Annotated in this window: 13 protein-coding genes; 11 read left to right on the forward strand and 2 right to left on the reverse strand. The window is 72.8% G+C overall.

All coding sequences use genetic code 11. The annotated features are described in order from the left end of the window. Positions 1-77: 77 nt before the first annotated feature. A complete protein-coding gene (locus ABIB53_RS07055; protein ID WP_354587647.1) occupies positions 78-1,151 on the forward strand; it encodes an acyltransferase family protein in 1,074 nt (357 codons plus the stop codon). A gap of 206 nt (positions 1,152-1,357) precedes the next feature. Further along, the gene (locus ABIB53_RS07060; protein WP_354587648.1) at positions 1,358-2,878 is read left to right on the forward strand and encodes a sugar transferase; all 1,521 of its coding nucleotides are present in this window, start codon (positions 1,358-1,360) and stop codon (positions 2,876-2,878) included. A 39-nt stretch (positions 2,879-2,917) separates the two neighbouring features. Here ABIB53_RS07060 and galK read toward each other — a convergent pair whose 3' ends face one another. Continuing rightward, positions 2,918-4,063 carry a galactokinase gene (galK, locus tag ABIB53_RS07065; RefSeq protein ID WP_354587649.1) on the reverse strand — a complete coding sequence of 382 codons (1,146 nt, stop codon included), beginning with the start codon at positions 4,061-4,063 and terminating at the stop codon, positions 2,918-2,920. Between the two features lie 67 nt (positions 4,064-4,130). Here galK and trpS point away from each other — a divergent pair, with 67 nt between their 5' ends. Beyond that, on the forward strand, positions 4,131-5,150 hold the full coding sequence (gene trpS, locus ABIB53_RS07070) for a tryptophan--tRNA ligase (RefSeq protein WP_354587650.1): 1,020 nt from the start codon (positions 4,131-4,133) through the stop codon (positions 5,148-5,150). A 9-nt stretch (positions 5,151-5,159) separates the two neighbouring features. Next, a complete protein-coding gene (locus ABIB53_RS07075; protein ID WP_068273373.1) occupies positions 5,160-5,675 on the forward strand; it encodes a 2'-5' RNA ligase family protein in 516 nt (171 codons plus the stop codon). Here ABIB53_RS07075 and ABIB53_RS07080 read toward each other — a convergent pair. After that, positions 5,662-6,834 (reverse strand): glycosyltransferase family 4 protein, encoded by a 1,173-nt coding sequence (locus ABIB53_RS07080; protein ID WP_354587651.1) that lies wholly within the window; start codon positions 6,832-6,834, stop codon positions 5,662-5,664. The genes ABIB53_RS07075 and ABIB53_RS07080 overlap by 14 nt on opposite strands. A 120-nt stretch (positions 6,835-6,954) precedes the next feature. Here ABIB53_RS07080 and ABIB53_RS07085 point away from each other — a divergent pair, with 120 nt between their 5' ends. From ABIB53_RS07085 to ABIB53_RS07115, 7 genes are all read left to right on the forward strand, one after another. Next, positions 6,955-8,082 carry a mannose-1-phosphate guanylyltransferase gene (locus ABIB53_RS07085; protein ID WP_354587652.1) on the forward strand — a complete coding sequence of 376 codons (1,128 nt, stop codon included), beginning with the start codon at positions 6,955-6,957 and terminating at the stop codon, positions 8,080-8,082. A 68-nt stretch (positions 8,083-8,150) separates the two neighbouring features. Then, on the forward strand, positions 8,151-9,350 hold the full coding sequence (locus tag ABIB53_RS07090) for an amidohydrolase (RefSeq protein ID WP_123091165.1): 1,200 nt from the start codon (positions 8,151-8,153) through the stop codon (positions 9,348-9,350). Between the two features lie 152 nt (positions 9,351-9,502). After that, a complete protein-coding gene (locus ABIB53_RS07095; protein WP_201465777.1) occupies positions 9,503-10,546 on the forward strand; it encodes a BMP family lipoprotein in 1,044 nt (347 codons plus the stop codon). Positions 10,547-10,786: 240 nt separating this feature from the next. Next, a complete protein-coding gene (locus ABIB53_RS07100) occupies positions 10,787-12,253 on the forward strand; it encodes an ABC transporter ATP-binding protein (protein ID WP_502914632.1) in 1,467 nt (488 codons plus the stop codon). Further along, positions 12,250-13,353 (forward strand): ABC transporter permease, encoded by a 1,104-nt coding sequence (locus ABIB53_RS07105; protein WP_354587654.1) that lies wholly within the window; start codon positions 12,250-12,252, stop codon positions 13,351-13,353. The genes ABIB53_RS07100 and ABIB53_RS07105 overlap by 4 nt, the downstream gene beginning before the upstream one ends. Beyond that, positions 13,350-14,615, forward strand: coding sequence for an ABC transporter permease (locus tag ABIB53_RS07110; RefSeq protein WP_224766918.1), 1,266 nt, complete (start codon positions 13,350-13,352; stop codon positions 14,613-14,615). Before ABIB53_RS07105 ends, ABIB53_RS07110 begins: the two co-directional genes overlap by 4 nt. Next, complete coding sequence (locus tag ABIB53_RS07115) at positions 14,615-15,028, forward strand: cytidine deaminase (protein WP_163562350.1); 414 nt, start codon at positions 14,615-14,617, stop codon at positions 15,026-15,028. The genes ABIB53_RS07110 and ABIB53_RS07115 overlap by 1 nt, the downstream gene beginning before the upstream one ends. Positions 15,029-15,052 lie beyond the last annotated feature (24 nt).

Below are 15,052 nucleotides of genomic sequence, written 5' to 3' on the forward strand. Positions count from 1 at the left end.
GGCCCGGGCCGACCCGTCCGCCCGGGCCTGGACAGGTCGTGGGAGGAGCCGCGCGGGGTGCCCCATACTGGCGGGCGATGTCGAGCACCTACCCCACGGGACCCCCGGCCGGCCTGCGACGCGACCGCACCGTCGACATCGCGCGCGGCATCTCCATCGTCCTCATCGTCCTCTCGCACGTCATCGTCGGCGTGTGGCAGTCCGACGCCATCGAGACGGGGGCGAAGGGGCCGCTCATGCCGGCGCTCTACCTCGTGCACATCGTCGTCTTCGCCTTCCTCGCCGGGCTCTTCGTCGAGCGGGGGGTGAGCCGTCGGGGCGCGGCGCGCTACCTCGCCGAGCGGGGCGCGCTCTTCGTCTGGCTCTACCTGCTGTGGACCCTGCTGCAGCGCGGGTCGAGGGTGCTCGGCGGCCCCTTCGCGAGCACGGCCGCCTCGCCGGTCGAGCTGCTGCGCCTGTGGCGGCCAGAGGGGCAGCTGTGGTTCCTCCCGTGGTTGCTCGCGGCCACGGTGCTCGTCGCGCTCGTCCACCCCTGGCGCTCGCGGCGACGCGGGCTCGCCCTGCTCGGGGCCACCGCAGCCCTTGCGCTCGTCGTGTGGGGCTGGGAGCCCAACGCCGTGGTCGTCCAGGGGCTCGCGCTCACGCCCTTCTTCGTCGCGGGGGTGCTCGTCCGGGGCGATCGCGTCGTCGACCTCGTCAGCGGGTCGACGGTCCTGCGGCTGGGCGTCCTGGCGCTGGCGGCCGGCGTGGTGTACCTCGGCGTCGTCGCGGTCGGGAACTTCGCCATGCCGACCGCGGCGAGCCCGGACCGCTCGGCGATCCCGCTCGTCTGGGGCGTCCTGGGCTCGACGAGCGGCCTCGTGCTCGTGCTCGCGGCGAGCGCGCTGCTCGCCCGGCTGCCCGGTCTGGGCTGGCTGGCCTTCGTCGGGCAGCGCAGCATGGAGATCTACCTCGCGCACATCCTCGTCGGGGTGCTCGTGCGGGCCGTCCTCGTCGACGAGGGCGTGCAGACCGACGGTGCCCACCTCGTCGTCGGCACGGCCGTCGGGGTGCTCGCGCCGCTCGGGATCTGGTGGCTGGCGGGCCGGGCGAGGATGGGCTGGCTCTTCGCCCTCCCCGCCCCGCTGCAGCGGCGGCTGCGGGCGGTCTGATCACCCGGCTGCACCCCGAGGGGGGGCTTGCGCTAACAGATCCTTGACCGCTACGGGGGATGACGTTGACCAAATTTTTGCAAAGACCGGCGCGGGTCCGCTCGCCCGCCCTAGTGTGGCGAGCACGGCGCTGATCGCGCCAGCACAGAGGTCGTCATTCATGGTCAGGGGGGTCTGACCAGGCGACTTGGGGTGGGGAGACCTGGATGAGCCATACCTTGGACCAGGGCGGATCAGACGTCCTGGGTGTCCTGGGGCGCGCGAGCGCCCCGGCCGGCACAGCGAGCACGACCGTCCCTCGGGCGGGCACCAACGCCTTCGTCAAGACGCGCGCGGCGATGATCGCCGCCGACACCATGATGATCAGCATCGCCGCCCTGGCCGCTCTCGTGCTGCGCTCGCAGACGCAGTGGCTGGCGTCGATCGGCGTCACCGAGCAGCTCGGTGACTTCCCCCGAGAGGTGGCGCCCCAGCTCAGCCTGCTGTGGTTGCTCGCCCTGTGGGCCTTCGGTGCGCAGTCGCCACGACGCACCGGGGTCGGCTCGTGGGAGTACCAGCGGGTGCTCACCGCGTCCCTGGGGACCGCGGCCTTCGTCGGCATCGGTGCCTACATGGTGCAGACCGAGCTCTCGCGCGGCTTCTTCGTCATCTTCTTCGGCATCGGCACGACGCTGCTGCTCGTCGGCCGGCTCGCGCTGCGCCGGGCGATCCAGCGGGCGCACGTGCGCGGTCACTTCCGCAGCCGGGTCCTCGTCGCCGGCACCGACCGGCACATCGACGACGTCGCCCGGGTCCTGCGCCGCGAGTCGTGGCTCGGCTACGAGGTCGTCGGCGGCCTGTCGCCGACGCCCCCGCCGAGCGGGGAGACCCTCGGCGGCGTCGAGGTCGTCGGGGACCCGTCCGCGGTCTCGGCGGTCCTCGAGCGCACCGACGTCGACGCCATCGTCTTCGCCGACGGCGCGCTGCCGTGCGCCGACGACTTCCGGCGCACCGCCTGGGACCTGGAGTCCCGCAACGTGCAGATGATCGTCGTGCCCTCGCTGTCGGACATCTCGCGCCAGCGGCTCGACGTGCGACCGGTCGCCGGTCTGCCCTTCGTCCACGTCGAGCGGCCGCAGCGCGACCTGCCGATGCGGGTGTGCAAGCGCATCTTCGACGTCGTCGGCTCGGGCCTGCTGCTCCTGCTCCTGTCACCGGTGACGCTGCTCGTCGCCCTCGCGATCGTCCTCGACGACCGCGGCCCGGTGCTCTTCCGGCAGCGGCGGGTGGGCATCGCCGGGCAGCACTTCGACTGCTTCAAGTTCCGCTCGATGTGCCAGGACGCGGACGCCGTTCTGCAGCGCCTCACCGAGAGCAACGAGGGCAGCGGGGTCCTCTTCAAGATGAAGGCCGACCCGCGGATCACCCGCGTCGGTCGGGTGCTGCGCCGTTACTCGCTCGACGAGCTGCCCCAGCTGCTCAACGTCTTCGCCGGGCACATGAGCCTCGTCGGCCCCCGGCCCCCGCTGCCGCGGGAGGTCGACGCCTACGAGGGAGACATCGTCCAGCGGCTGCGCGTGCGCCCCGGGATGACGGGCCTGTGGCAGGTCTCCGGCCGCTCCGACCTGTCGTGGGAGGACACCGTGCGGCTCGACCTGTACTACGCCGACAACTGGTCGATCACCCAGGACGCGATGATCTTGCTGCGCACCGTCAAGGCCGTCGTCGGCGGCCGAGGGGCGTACTAGGACCCCGGGGGAAGGGGAGAGCAGGGGGACCGGGGGGAGTCAGGCCTCCCGCGTCGCCGGCCCGGACGGGGTGGCGACGTGGAAGGCCGGCTCCTCCCACCCGCGGGAGACGTAGTCCTCGCGGATACGGGCCTGGACCGGCTCGACGAGCTCGGAGGGCACGAGCGCGACGGTCGACCCGCCGAAGCCGCCCCCCGTCATCCGGGCGCCGAGCGCGCCGGCGGCGACCGCCGCCTCGACGGCCACGTCGAGATGGGGCACGGTCACCTCGAAGTCGTCGCGCAGCGAGGCGTGACCGGCGCTCAGCGCAGCACCGACGGCGTCGAGGTCGCCGGAGCGCAGCGCGTCGACGACGAGACGCACGCGGGCGTTCTCCGTGACGACGTGGCGGGCGCGGCGGCCGACGACCTCGTCGACCCGACCCAGCAGCGCGGGCAGGTCCTCGGGCTCGACCTCGCGCAGGCTCGCGACGCCCGCCGCCGCGGCGGCGGCCTCGCAGTCGCGTCGCCGTGCCTCGTACTGCCCGTCGACGAGCTGGTGCGGGCTGCGGGTGTCGGTGACGAGCACGACGTGGCTGTCGAGCTCGGCCCTCACGTGCTCGACGGAGCCGTCCTGGCAGTCCAGGAGCAGCAGGGCGCCCTCGCGCGAGCGGAGCGCGACGGCCTGGTCCATGCCGCCCGTGGCGGCCATCGCGATGTCGTTCTCGGCGCGGACGCAGGCCGCTGCGAGCTCGACCCGGCGCTCGTCGGAGCCGAGGAGCCCGAGGTCGAAGAGGTCGCTCGCGGCGGCGCCGACCGCGCACTCGAGGGCGGCCGAGCTCGACAGCCCGGCGCCGGAGGGGACGTCGGAGTCGATGCTCAGCTCGAGGCCGCGCACGTCGTGACCGGCCTCGCGCAGCGCCCAGAGGACACCGAGGACGTAGGCCGCCCACCCCTTCGGCCGACCCGGCCCGACGTCGCCGATCGAGGTGCTGACGACCCGGCCGAAACCCTGCGACGAGGCGACGACGAGGTCGTCGTCGCGACGCGAGGCCGCGACACGCGTGCGCAGCGGCAGCGCCATCGGCAGGCACAGGCCGTCGTTGTAGTCGGTGTGCTCGCCGATGAGGTTGACCCGGCCGGGGGCCGACCACACCCCCTCGGCGGGAGATCCGGTGCGCTGCTGCAGGCTCTGGGCGACGTCCACGCGCTGACGCTACCCACCCGGCGGGAGCCGCGGCGGTGCACGGGGGGCGGCCTGACATGATGAGCGCATGCCGGACGCCACTCCCGCCACCCCGCCGCGCTCCCTGTCAGGGATGCAGCCGACGAGCGACTCGCTCCACCTCGGCAACTACCTCGGGGCGCTCGTCAACTGGGTCGAGCTGCAGGAGCGCACCGACGCCTTCTACTTCGTCGCGGACCTCCACGCGCAGACCGTGCCGACCGACCCCGAGGTCATCCGTCGTCGCACGCGGGTGACGGCCGCCCAGTTCATCGCCGGCGGGGTCGACCCCGAGCGCTCGGCGCTCTTCTGCCAGAGCCACGTGCGCGAGCACACCGAGGTCGCCTGGATCCTCGCCTGCCAGACCGGCTTCGGCGAGATGAGCCGGATGACGCAGTTCAAGGACAAGACGACGAAGGGGCAGAACGCCAACGTCGGGCTCTTCACCTACCCGGTCCTCATGGCGAGCGACATCCTGCTCTACCGGCCCGACTTCGTGCCGGTGGGCGACGACCAGCGCCAGCACCTCGAGATCACCCGCGATCTCGCGACCCGCTTCAACTCGCGCTTCGGCGAGACCTTCACCGTGCCCGAGCCGTACATCCTCAAGGAGTCGGCGCGGATCATGGACCTCCAGGAGCCGCAGAACAAGATGTCGGGCTCGACCTCGCCGGACAAGGGCCTGCTCCTGCTGAGCGACGAGCCGGCCCGCCTGGCCAAGAAGGTGCGCTCGGCCGTCACCGACACCGACGGCGAGATCCGCTTCGACCCCGAGACCAAGGCCGGGGTGTCGAACCTGCTGACGATCCACTCGGCGATGTCGCGCCGGCCGGTCGCCGAGCTCGTCGCGGAGTACGCCGGACGCGGTTACGGCGACCTCAAGAAGGCCGTCGCCGAGGCGGTCGTCGCCGCGGTCGAGCCCTTCCAGGCCCGGATGAGCGAGCTCATGGACGACCCGGCCGAGCTCGACCGGATCCTCGCGAAGGGGGCCGCACGGGCCACCGAGATCGCCCGTCCGACCCGTGACGCCGTGTACGACGCGGTCGGCGTCCTCCCGGCGCAGCGCTGAGGCCGGGCGGTGGCGACCTACGGCGTCTCGATCTCGATCCCCCCGCCCTGGGGAGACGAGCTGCAGTCACGTCGTGAGGACTACGGCGACCCGCTCGCCTACGCGATCCCGCCGCACGTGACCCTGCTGCCCCCGACGCAGGTCGAGGACGAGGCCCTGCCGGCCTTCGAGGAGCACCTCCGGCTCGTCGGCGAGCGCTTCGCCCCCTTCGAGATGCTGCTGCGCGGCACGGGGACCTTCCGCCCGATCAGCCCCGTCGTCTTCGTCCAGGTCGCCTCGGGCATCCCGTGGTGCGAGATGCTCGAGCAGGCCGTGCGCTCCGGGCCCGTCGAGCGCGAGCTCGACTTCCCCTACCACCCGCACGTCACCGTCGCCCACGCCGTCGCCGAGCACCACCTCGACGAGGCCTTCGACGGGCTCGCGCACTTCGAGGCCCGTTTCGAGGTCGCCGACTTCCACCTCTACCGGCACGGCGAGGACTCGGTGTGGCGCCCGGTCGCCGACTTCGCGCTCACCGGGACCTGACCGACTCCTCTGCGCCGGCGAGCACGCGCTCGTAGTGACCGACGAGCTGGCCGGTGAGGGCCGACCACGACCGGTCCGCGACGCGCTCGGCGCCGGCCCGTCCCATCCGGGACCGCAGCAAGGCGTCCCCGACGATCGGCGCGGCGGCTGCCCGGAGGGCGCCCGGCACCGCCGGGTCGTACAGGGCACCGCTCACCCCGTCGGCGACGAGGTCCAGCGGGCCGCCCGCGGCCGGGGCGACGACCGGCAGACCGGTCGCCGCCGCCTCCTGCAGGGTCTGGCCGAAGGTCTCCTTCGTCCCCGTGTGCACGAAGACGTCGAGCGCCGCGTAGGCCCGGGCGAGGGCGTCGCCGGTGCGCGGTCCGAGGAAGGCGGGCGGCAGGTTGGGGCGACGCCCGCTGCTCGCGACCGCCTCGCTGAGCCGTGCCCCGAGCTCGTTACGGCTCGGCCCCTCGCCGACGAGGACGAGACGGGTGCCGGGCAGGTGCGCCAGCTCGACGAGCCGGTGCAGCTCCTTCTCCGGGGCGAGCCGTCCGACGTAGCCGAGGAGCACCTCGCCGCCGGGGGCCAGCGCCTGGCGCAGCGCGAGCGTGCCCTCCTCCTCGCGCCACCTCGGGGCGAAGAGCCGGGTGTCGACGCCGCGACCCCACAGGTCGGTGCGCGGGATCCCGTGCGCGCGCAGGTCCTCGAGGGTGGGGCGGGAGGGGGCGAGGGTGAGGTCGACCTGGTCGTGGAGGCGCCGCAGCCACCGCCAGACGAGGGAGCCGGCCCCGCGGCCGATCGCGCCCGGGCCGTGCTGCTCGACGTACGAGGGCATGTCGGTCTGGTAGATCGCGACGGTCGGCACCTGCGTCAGCGCGGCGTCGCGCACCCCGCGGGCACCGACGAGGAAGGGCGAGGCGAGGTGGAGCACGTCCGGCTCGAAGTTGTCGAGGGCTCGTCGCACCGCCGTCGTCGGCACCCCGGCCCGGAAGCCGCGGACGGTGACACCGGGCAGCCGGTGCACGGGCCGCCCCGCGTAGGTCGCCGGGCCCGGGCCGGGCGCGATGACGAGGGTCTCGTGGCCCTGGGCGGCGAGCTCCTCGCTCACCCGGCACACGCTCGTCGTCACGCCGTTGAGGCTCGGCAGGAAGGACTCGGTCGCGATCGCCACTCTCACGCCGACCACGGTCCTCGGCGTGCGCGCCCAGGGGGTGACGTCGGGGGAGGTGTCGGGTGACGGGCGGGTGACGTGTCGGCGCCGCCGGGGGGCGAAGGGGGAGCCGGTACCGTCGCGGCCATGACCGAGGAGACCGGCGCCACGCCGGACGCGCAGCCGCAGACCGCCACCGGACCGATCCCGGGCTTCTGGGCCGTCGTCCCCGCGGGCGGTGCCGGCACCCGGCTGTGGCCGGTCTCGCGGGCCGGCTCGCCGAAGTTCCTCCACGACCTCACCGGCAGCGGGCGCACCCTCCTCCAGGCCACGGTCGACCGGCTGCGTCCCCTCGCCGGCCAGCGGGTCGTCGTCGTCACCGGCGCCGCCCACACCGCGGCGGTCTCCGCGCAGCTGCCCGACCTCGCGCCGGACCAGCTCCTCGCCGAGCCCAGCCCGCGCGACTCCATGGCGGCCATCGCCTGGGCGGCCGCGGTCCTCGAGGCGCGCGACCCCGAGGCCGTGCTCGGGTCCTTCGCCGCCGACCACGTCATCACCGGGGAGGGTGCCTTCGCCGGTGCGGTCGCCGAGGCGGTCGACGTCGCGCGTGAGGGCTACGTCGTGACGATCGGCATCGACCCCACCTACCCCGCGACGGGCTTCGGGTACATCCAGACCGGCCGGCCGCTGCGCGGCTTCAGCACCGCCTGCCGGGTGCGCCAGTTCGTCGAGAAGCCCGACGCCGAGCGTGCGGCCCGCTACCTCGCCACCGGTGAGTTCCGGTGGAACGCCGGCATGTTCGTCGTGCGGGCGGGCACCCTGCTCGACCTGCTCGGCCGCTGGCACCCCGGGCTCGCCGCGGGCGCCCGTGCGCTCGCCGCCGACCCGGCGCGGCTCGACGAGCTCTGGCCGGACCTGGAGAAGATCGCCATCGACCACGCCGTGGCCGAGCCGGCCGCCGACGAGGGCCTCGTCGCCGTCGTGCCCGGCACCTTCGGGTGGGACGACATCGGTGACTTCGGGTCGTTGTCGGGGATCCTGCCCGGCGCGCACGACGGGACGACGGTCGTCGGCGACCCGGGGCAGGTGCAGTCCGTCGACTCCAGCGGCATCGTCGTCAGCGAGTCGGGGCGGATGGTCGCGCTCGTCGGGGTGCACGACATCGTCGTCGTCGAGACCGACGACGCCCTCCTCGTGACGACCCGGGCCCGCGCCCAGGACGTCAAGCGCGTCGTCGAGTCGCTCAAGGCCGCCGGCCGCGACGAGCTCGTGTGACAGGGGTGTCCACGGCGGGCGGGGTCGCCGAGGCGTCGCGCACACCCCGAGTAGGGTGGTGAGCCGACATGACCGCACCTCTCGCCCCGACGCTGCTGCGTGTCGTCGACGACCTCGTCCCCGAGCTCCTCACCTTCCGGCGAGACCTCCACGCCCACCCCGAGCTGGGCTTCGCCGAGCACCGCACGACGCAGCGTCTGCGCGAGCGTCTCGCCGCGAGCGGTCTTGTCCCCCAGGACGTCGGTCCGACCGGCGTCGTCGTCGACCTCGGTGACCCGGACCCGGCACGACGGGTCGCCCTGCGCGGCGACATCGACGCACTGCCGATCCGAGAGCGGACCGGTCTGGACTGGGCCTCGACCGTCGACGGGGTGTGCCACGCCTGCGGCCACGACGTCCACACAACCGTCCTGCTCGGCGCGGGCCTGGCCCTGGCGAGCGTCGCCGACGAGCTGGCCGAGCGCCGCGTGGGCGTCCGGCTCGTCTTCCAGCCCGCGGAGGAGGCGATGCCCGGCGGTGCCGAGCGCTTCGTCGAGCTCGGCGTCATGGAGGGTGTCGACATCGCCTACGCGGTGCACTGCGACCCCTCGATCGACGTCGGCGAGGTCGGGCTCAAGGAGGGGCCGCTCACGGCGGCCGCCGACAAGGTGCGGATCACGCTCGGCGGACGCGGCGGGCACACCTCGCGCCCCCACCTCACCGAGGACCTCACCTTCGCCCTGGCCAAGGTCGTCACCGAGGTGCCGGCGATCCTCTCGCGCCGGATGGACCCGCGCTCGGGCGTCGCGCTCGTGTGGGGCCAGCTCCACGCCGGCGGCGCCGCCAACGTCATCCCCTCGACCGGTCACGCGGAGGGCACCCTGCGGATGCTCGACGTCGCGGTGTGGGACGACATGGAGGAGCTGCTCACGCAGGTCGTCCACGAGGTCGTCGACCCGTACGGCGTGCGCGCCCGTGTCGACTACGTCCGCGGCGTGCCCCCGGTCGTCAACGACCCCCGCGCCGTCGCCTCGCTCGGACGGGCGGCGATGACCGCGGGGCTGCGCCCGGTGCCGACCCCCCAGTCGCTCGGCGGCGAGGACTTCGGCTGGCTCATCCACGCGAGCAGCGGCGCGATGGCGCGCCTGGGCACCCGCACCCCGGGCGGCACGACGTACGACCTGCACCAGGGCGACCTCGTCGTCGACGAGGCCGCGGTGCGCGCCGGGACGGCGCTGCTCGCGCTCTCCGCGGCGGGGGAGTGGACCCGGGTCGAGGACCCGGACTGAGGACACCCGCGGGTCACGCCTGCGTCGCGACTCGGTAACAACCTCCGCCGGTTTCGACGGATCGGTCGGGCTCGTGAGGTTCCGCACCTAGCATGGCGCCGATGACCGCCCCCTGTCGGTCAGTGCACGAGTTTCGACGAAGGAGAGCAACTGTGCGCCACTCCCTGATCAAGGCTGCCGCGGTCTCGTCGGTCGCCGCCCTGTCCCTCGCCGCCTGCGGCGGCTCCGACTCCACCGGGGACTCGACCTCGGCCGAGGGCGGCAGCGGTTCCGACGTCAAGGCCTGCCTGGCCTACGACGTGGGCGGCCGCGGCGACCAGTCCTTCAACGACTCGGCCGCCAAGGGCCTGGACAAGGCCAAGGACGAGCTCAAGGTCGAGACCGCCGAGGTCGAGGCCTCCCAGGGCGAGAACGACGCCGCCCGAGAGGACCGCCTCAACCAGCTCATCGAGAGCGGCTGCACCGACATCATCGCGGTCGGCTACATCTACGCGAAGGCCGTCGGCGGCGCCGCCAAGGAGAACTCCGACATCCAGTTCGCGATCATCGACGACGCGTCGGAGGACTCCGCGGGCGAGAACGTCGCGCAGCTGACCTTCGCGGAGGAGCAGGGCTCCTACCTCGTCGGTGCCGCCGCGGCGCTGAAGTCCAAGAGCAACAAGGTCGGCTTCATCGGCGGTGTCGACGTGCCGCTCATCAACAAGTTCCAGGCGGGCTTCGAGGCCGGCGCCAAGGCCGTCAACCCCGACATCGAGGTGAGCACGAAGTACCTCGCCGAGGACGGCTCCGGCTTCGCCGACCCGGCCAAGGGCCAGACCGCTGCCGAGGGCATGTACGACAACGGCGCCGACGTGGTCTACCACGCCGCCGGCGGGTCGGGCTCCGGCGTCTTCAAGGCGGCCAAGGCCGCCAAGAAGATGGCGATCGGCGTCGACTCCGACCAGGCGCTCACCGCCGAGGAGGACGTCCGCGACGTCATCCTCACCTCGATGGTCAAGAACGTCGACGTCGCGGTCTTCGACCACATCAAGGCCGTGACCGAGGGCGACATGCAGTCCGGCAACGTCATCTTCGACCTCAAGGCCGGCGGTGTCGACTACTCGACCACCGGTGGCAAGGTCGACGACATCAAGGACAAGCTCGACGGCTACAAGCAGGAGATCGTCGACGGCAAGGTCACGGTCCCGACCAAGTGATCACCGTCGGGCGACCCGCCTGACGCACCCGGCCCGCCCCTCGCGCACCAGCGAGGGGCGGGCCGTCCGCTCACCACGCAGCGGCTACTCTTGCTCCGCCCACGACCACCCCACGTGCGGCCCTTCGTCATCAGGAGGCACCCGATCAGCACCACGACGACCAGCCCGACCCCCTCGGCGCCCGCAGCGGGCGACGTCGCGGTCCGGCTCGAGGGCATCACCAAGCGCTTCCCGGGCGTGGTGGCCAACAAGGACATCGCCTTCTCGGTGCGCCGGGGCACCGTGCACGCCGTCGTCGGCGAGAACGGCGCGGGCAAGTCCACGCTCATGAAGATCCTCTACGGCGTGCAGCGTCCCGACGAGGGGACCATCGAGGTCGACGGCCAGGTCGTCGACCTGCGCTCGCCGAGCGACGCCATCAAGCACGGCATCGGCATGGTCTTCCAGCACTTCATGCTCGCCGACAACCTCACCGTGCTCGAGAACGTCGTGCTCGGGGCAGAGAAGCTCCACGGCATCGGCGGCCGGGCGCGGGCGGAGATCCGGCGGATCAGCGACGAGTACGGCCTCGGGGTCGACCCCGACGCCCTCGTCGAGGACCTCGGCGTCGGCTCGCGCCAGCGCGTCGAGATCCTCAAGGTCCTCTACCGCGGGGCGCGCACGATCATCCTCGACGAGCCGACCGCCGTCCTCGTGCCCCAGGAGGTCGACGAGCTGTTCGACAACCTGCGCGAGCTGAAGAACGAGGGCCTGGCCGTCATCTTCATCTCCCACAAGCTCGACGAGGTGCTCTCGGTCGCCGACGCGATCACCGTCATCCGGCGCGGCACCACCGTCGGCTCCGTCGACGACCCGAGCTCGATCACCTCGCGCGAGCTCGCCGAGATGATGGTCGGCTCCGAGCTGCCGACCCCCGCGACCGAGGAGTCCACGGTCACCGACGAGGTGGTCCTGTCCTGCCGCGGCGTGAGCCTCGCCGGGGCCCAGGGCACCGGCCGGGCGCTGCTCGACGACGTCGACCTCGAGATCCACGCCGGCGAGGTCCTCGGCATCGCCGGCGTCGAGGGCAACGGCCAGGCCGAGCTCGTCGAGGTCATCATGGGGATGCGCGAGCCCACCTCCGGCCAGGTGCACCTCGGCGGCGAGGACATCTCGGACTGGGACGTGCGCCGGATCCGCGAGGCCGGCGTCGGCTACGTCCCCGAGGACCGCCACCGCCACGGCCTGCTCCTGGACTCGCCGCTGTGGGAGAACCGCGTCCTCGGCCACCAGACCGAGCGACCGAACGTCCGCGGCGGTCTCGTCGACGCCCGCGCGGCGAAGAAGGACACCGAGCGGATCGTGCGCGAGTACGACGTGCGCACCCCGAGCATCAACGTCACCTCCGGCTCGCTGTCCGGCGGCAACCAGCAGAAGCTCATCATCGGCCGCGAGATGAGCCACAGCCCGCGGGTGCTCGTCGCCTCGCACCCGACCCGCGGCGTCGACGTCGGCGCGCAGGCCGCGATCTGGGACCAGATCCGCGCCGCCCGTCGCGAGGGGCTCGCCGTGCTCCTCATCAGCGCCGACCTCGAGGAGCTCATCGGGCTCTCCGACACGATCCAGGTCATCCTGCGCGGCCGCATGACCGGCACCTTCGACCCCGACACCGTCACCAGCCAGGAGCTCGGCAGCGCCATGACCGGAGCCGGCGAGGAGCCCCGATGAGTCTCAACCCGCGTCGTCTGGCGCTCACCCTGGCCGCACCGGCGCTCGCCGTCGTCGTCGCCTTCGTCATCACCAGCCTCGTGCTGCTTGCCGTGGGCGACCCCGTCGGCCAGGTGTGGTCGACGCTGCTCAAGGAGCCGCGTCCGCGCACGACGGTCAACATCATCAACAGCGCGACGACGTACTACATCGCCGCGGTGGCCGTCGCCATCGGCTTCAAGATGAACCTCTTCAACATCGGCGTCGACGGGCAGTACCGGATCGCCTCCTTCGCCGCCGCGATCTTCGCCGGCTACGGGTGGCTCCCGAGCTGGCTCAACATCATCGTGGCGATGCTCGTCGCGATGGTGACCGGTGGCATCTGGGCGGGCATCGCCGGCTGGCTCAAGGTCACCCGCGGGGTGTCCGAGGTCATCTCGACGATCATGCTCAACACGATCTCGGCCGGTCTCGTCGGCTGGGGGCTGCGCAGCTGGGGCCAGCGCGCCGAGGGCAGCAACGCCCGCTCGACGACGCCGATCCCCGAGTCCAACCAGCTCGACGGCTTCGCCCTCGTGCCCGGGGCGGCGAACACGGTCTACACCCTCGTCGCCCTCGCCGTGCTCGTCGGCGTCCTGTACTGGTTCGTCATCAACAAGACCCGCTTCGGCTTCGACCTGCGGGCGACGGGGCAGTCCGAGTCGGCGGCCGTCGCCTCGGGCGTCAAGGTCAAGCGGATGGTCCTCATCTCCATCGTCCTGTCCGGTGCCGTCGCCGGTCTCGTCGGGATGCCGGCCTTCTTCGGCGCCGACCACGCCTACGGCAGCAGCTTCCAGGACGGCGTCGGCTTCGTCGGCATCGGCGTCGCGCTCCTCGGGCGCAACCACCCGGTCGGCATCGCCTTCGCCGCGCTGCTGTGGTCCTGGCTCGAGAAGGCCTCCGACGGCCTGCAGCTCGAGGCCCAGGTCTCGCCGGCCCTCGTCTACATCATCCAGGGCTCGATCCTCCTGGCCGTCGTCATCGCCTACGAGGTCGTCCACCGCGTCGAGCGGCGGATGGAGCAGCGCCAGGTGGCGCGAGACCTCGACGCATCCTCCGTCCCCGAAGGAGCCGCAGCGTGAGCAGCGACCTCAGCGTCGGCACCGAGGTCGTCCCGGAGGCGACCCCGAAGCGCCGTCTGCCCCTGTGGGCCTGGGGCGCGATGGCCCTCGCCCTCGTCCTCGCCCTCTCCGTCGTGCGCGTCGTCACCGGCCGCAACGACATCGCCTCCTCGGGCACCCTGAGCGCCGCGCTGGCGCTCGCGATGCCCATCGCCTTCGCCGGTCTCGGCGGCCTGTGGTCCGAGCGGGCCGGCGTCGTCAACATCGGTCTCGAGGGGATGATGGTCCTCGGCACGTGGGGCGGGGCCTTCGGCTCCCTCCACGGCGGCCCGTGGATGGGCATCGTCGGCGCCGCCCTGTGCGGCGCGGTCGGGGGCCTCATCCACGCCCTCGCGACGGTGACCTTCGGCGTCGACCACATCGTCTCCGGTGTCGCCCTCAACATCGTCTCCGTCGGCGCCGCAAGCTATCTGGCCGCCCGCTTCTTCGGCGAGCTCGAGGGCGGCAGCGACGTCCAGTCCCCGCCCCTGCCACAGCTGCCGAAGATCGGCATCCCGGGCGCCGGCGACGCGTTGTCGGCGGTCGAGACGAAGGGGTGGTTCTTCGTCTCCGAGGTCGCGGCGATCCTCAAGGCGCTGACGACCGGTCTGTCGGTCCTCACAGTCATCGGCCTGGCCCTCTTCGTCATCACCTTCTACGTGCTGTGGCGCACCCCCTTCGGCCTGCGCGTGCGCAGCTGTGGTGAGTCGCCGGTGGCCGCCGAGACGCTCGGCGTCAACGTCTACCTCCACAAGTACGTCGCCGTCGTCATCTCCGGCGCCCTCGCCGGTCTCGGCGGTGGCTTCCTGTCGATGGTCGCGACGAACATCTACCGCGAGTCGCAGGTCGACGGACGTGGCTACATCGGTCTCGCCGCGATGATCTTCGGCAACTGGCGGCCCGGCGGCCTGCTCGCCGGCTCCGGTCTCTTCGGCTTCATGGACGCGCTGCAGCTGCGCGGCGGCGGCACCGCCCTGCACGGGCTGCTGCTCCTCATCACGATGCTGCTGCTCGCCATCGGCCTGTGGCAGGTCCTGCGCAACGGCCGGATGATCCAGGGCGGCATCGCCGTCGTCGTCGCCGTCGTCGTCTTCGTGCTGTGGTTCGTCACCGACTCGGTGCCGTCCGACATCACCCCCTTCGCCCCGCACCTCACGACGCTGCTCGTCCTCGCCTTCGCCAGCCAACGGCTGCGGATGCCCAAGGCGGACGGCATGATCTACCGCCGCGGCGAGGGGCACTAGTGGCCCTCGAGGTCGACTGGGGGCGCCTGCACGAGGAGGCCGTCGCCGCGATGCGTCGCGCCTACGCGCCCTACAGCGGCTTCGCCGTCGGGGTCGCCGGGCTCGTCGACGACGGGCGCGTCGTCTCCGGGTGCAACGTCGAGAACGCGTCCTACGGCGTCGGCCTGTGCGCCGAGTGCGGCATGGTCGGTGACCTCGTGCGCGGCGGCGGCGGCCGGCTGGTCGCCGTGTGGTGCGTCGGTGGCGACGAGTCCACGCTCATGCCCTGCGGCCGCTGCCGGCAGCTGCTGTGGGAGCACGGCGGCGAGCAGTGCGTCCTGCGCACGCCCGAGGGCGACCTGACGATGGCCCAGGTGCTGCCGCAGGCCTTCGGCGCCGCCGACCTCGAGGCCGCCGCGCAGCGCGCGACCTGACCACACCTGCATCGCACGACAGGG

This window comes from Janibacter sp. UYMM211, from assembly GCF_040547045.1.
GTDB lineage: Bacteria > Actinomycetota > Actinomycetes > Actinomycetales > Dermatophilaceae > Marihabitans > Marihabitans melonis.

Excerpts from the sequence above, each read along its gene's own strand:
- ABIB53_RS07090 (WP_123091165.1), top strand. The coding sequence starts at position 8,151 with ATGACCGCACCTCTCGCCCCGACGCTGCTGCGTGTCGTCGACGACCTC.
- ABIB53_RS07085 (WP_354587652.1), top strand. The coding sequence starts at position 6,955 with ATGACCGAGGAGACCGGCGCCACGCCGGACGCGCAGCCGCAGACCGCC.
- ABIB53_RS07055 (WP_354587647.1), top strand. The coding sequence starts at position 78 with ATGTCGAGCACCTACCCCACGGGACCCCCGGCCGGCCTGCGACGCGAC.
- trpS (WP_354587650.1), top strand. The coding sequence starts at position 4,131 with ATGCCGGACGCCACTCCCGCCACCCCGCCGCGCTCCCTGTCAGGGATG.
- ABIB53_RS07105 (WP_354587654.1), top strand. The coding sequence starts at position 12,250 with ATGAGTCTCAACCCGCGTCGTCTGGCGCTCACCCTGGCCGCACCGGCG.
- ABIB53_RS07060 (WP_354587648.1), top strand. The coding sequence starts at position 1,358 with ATGAGCCATACCTTGGACCAGGGCGGATCAGACGTCCTGGGTGTCCTG.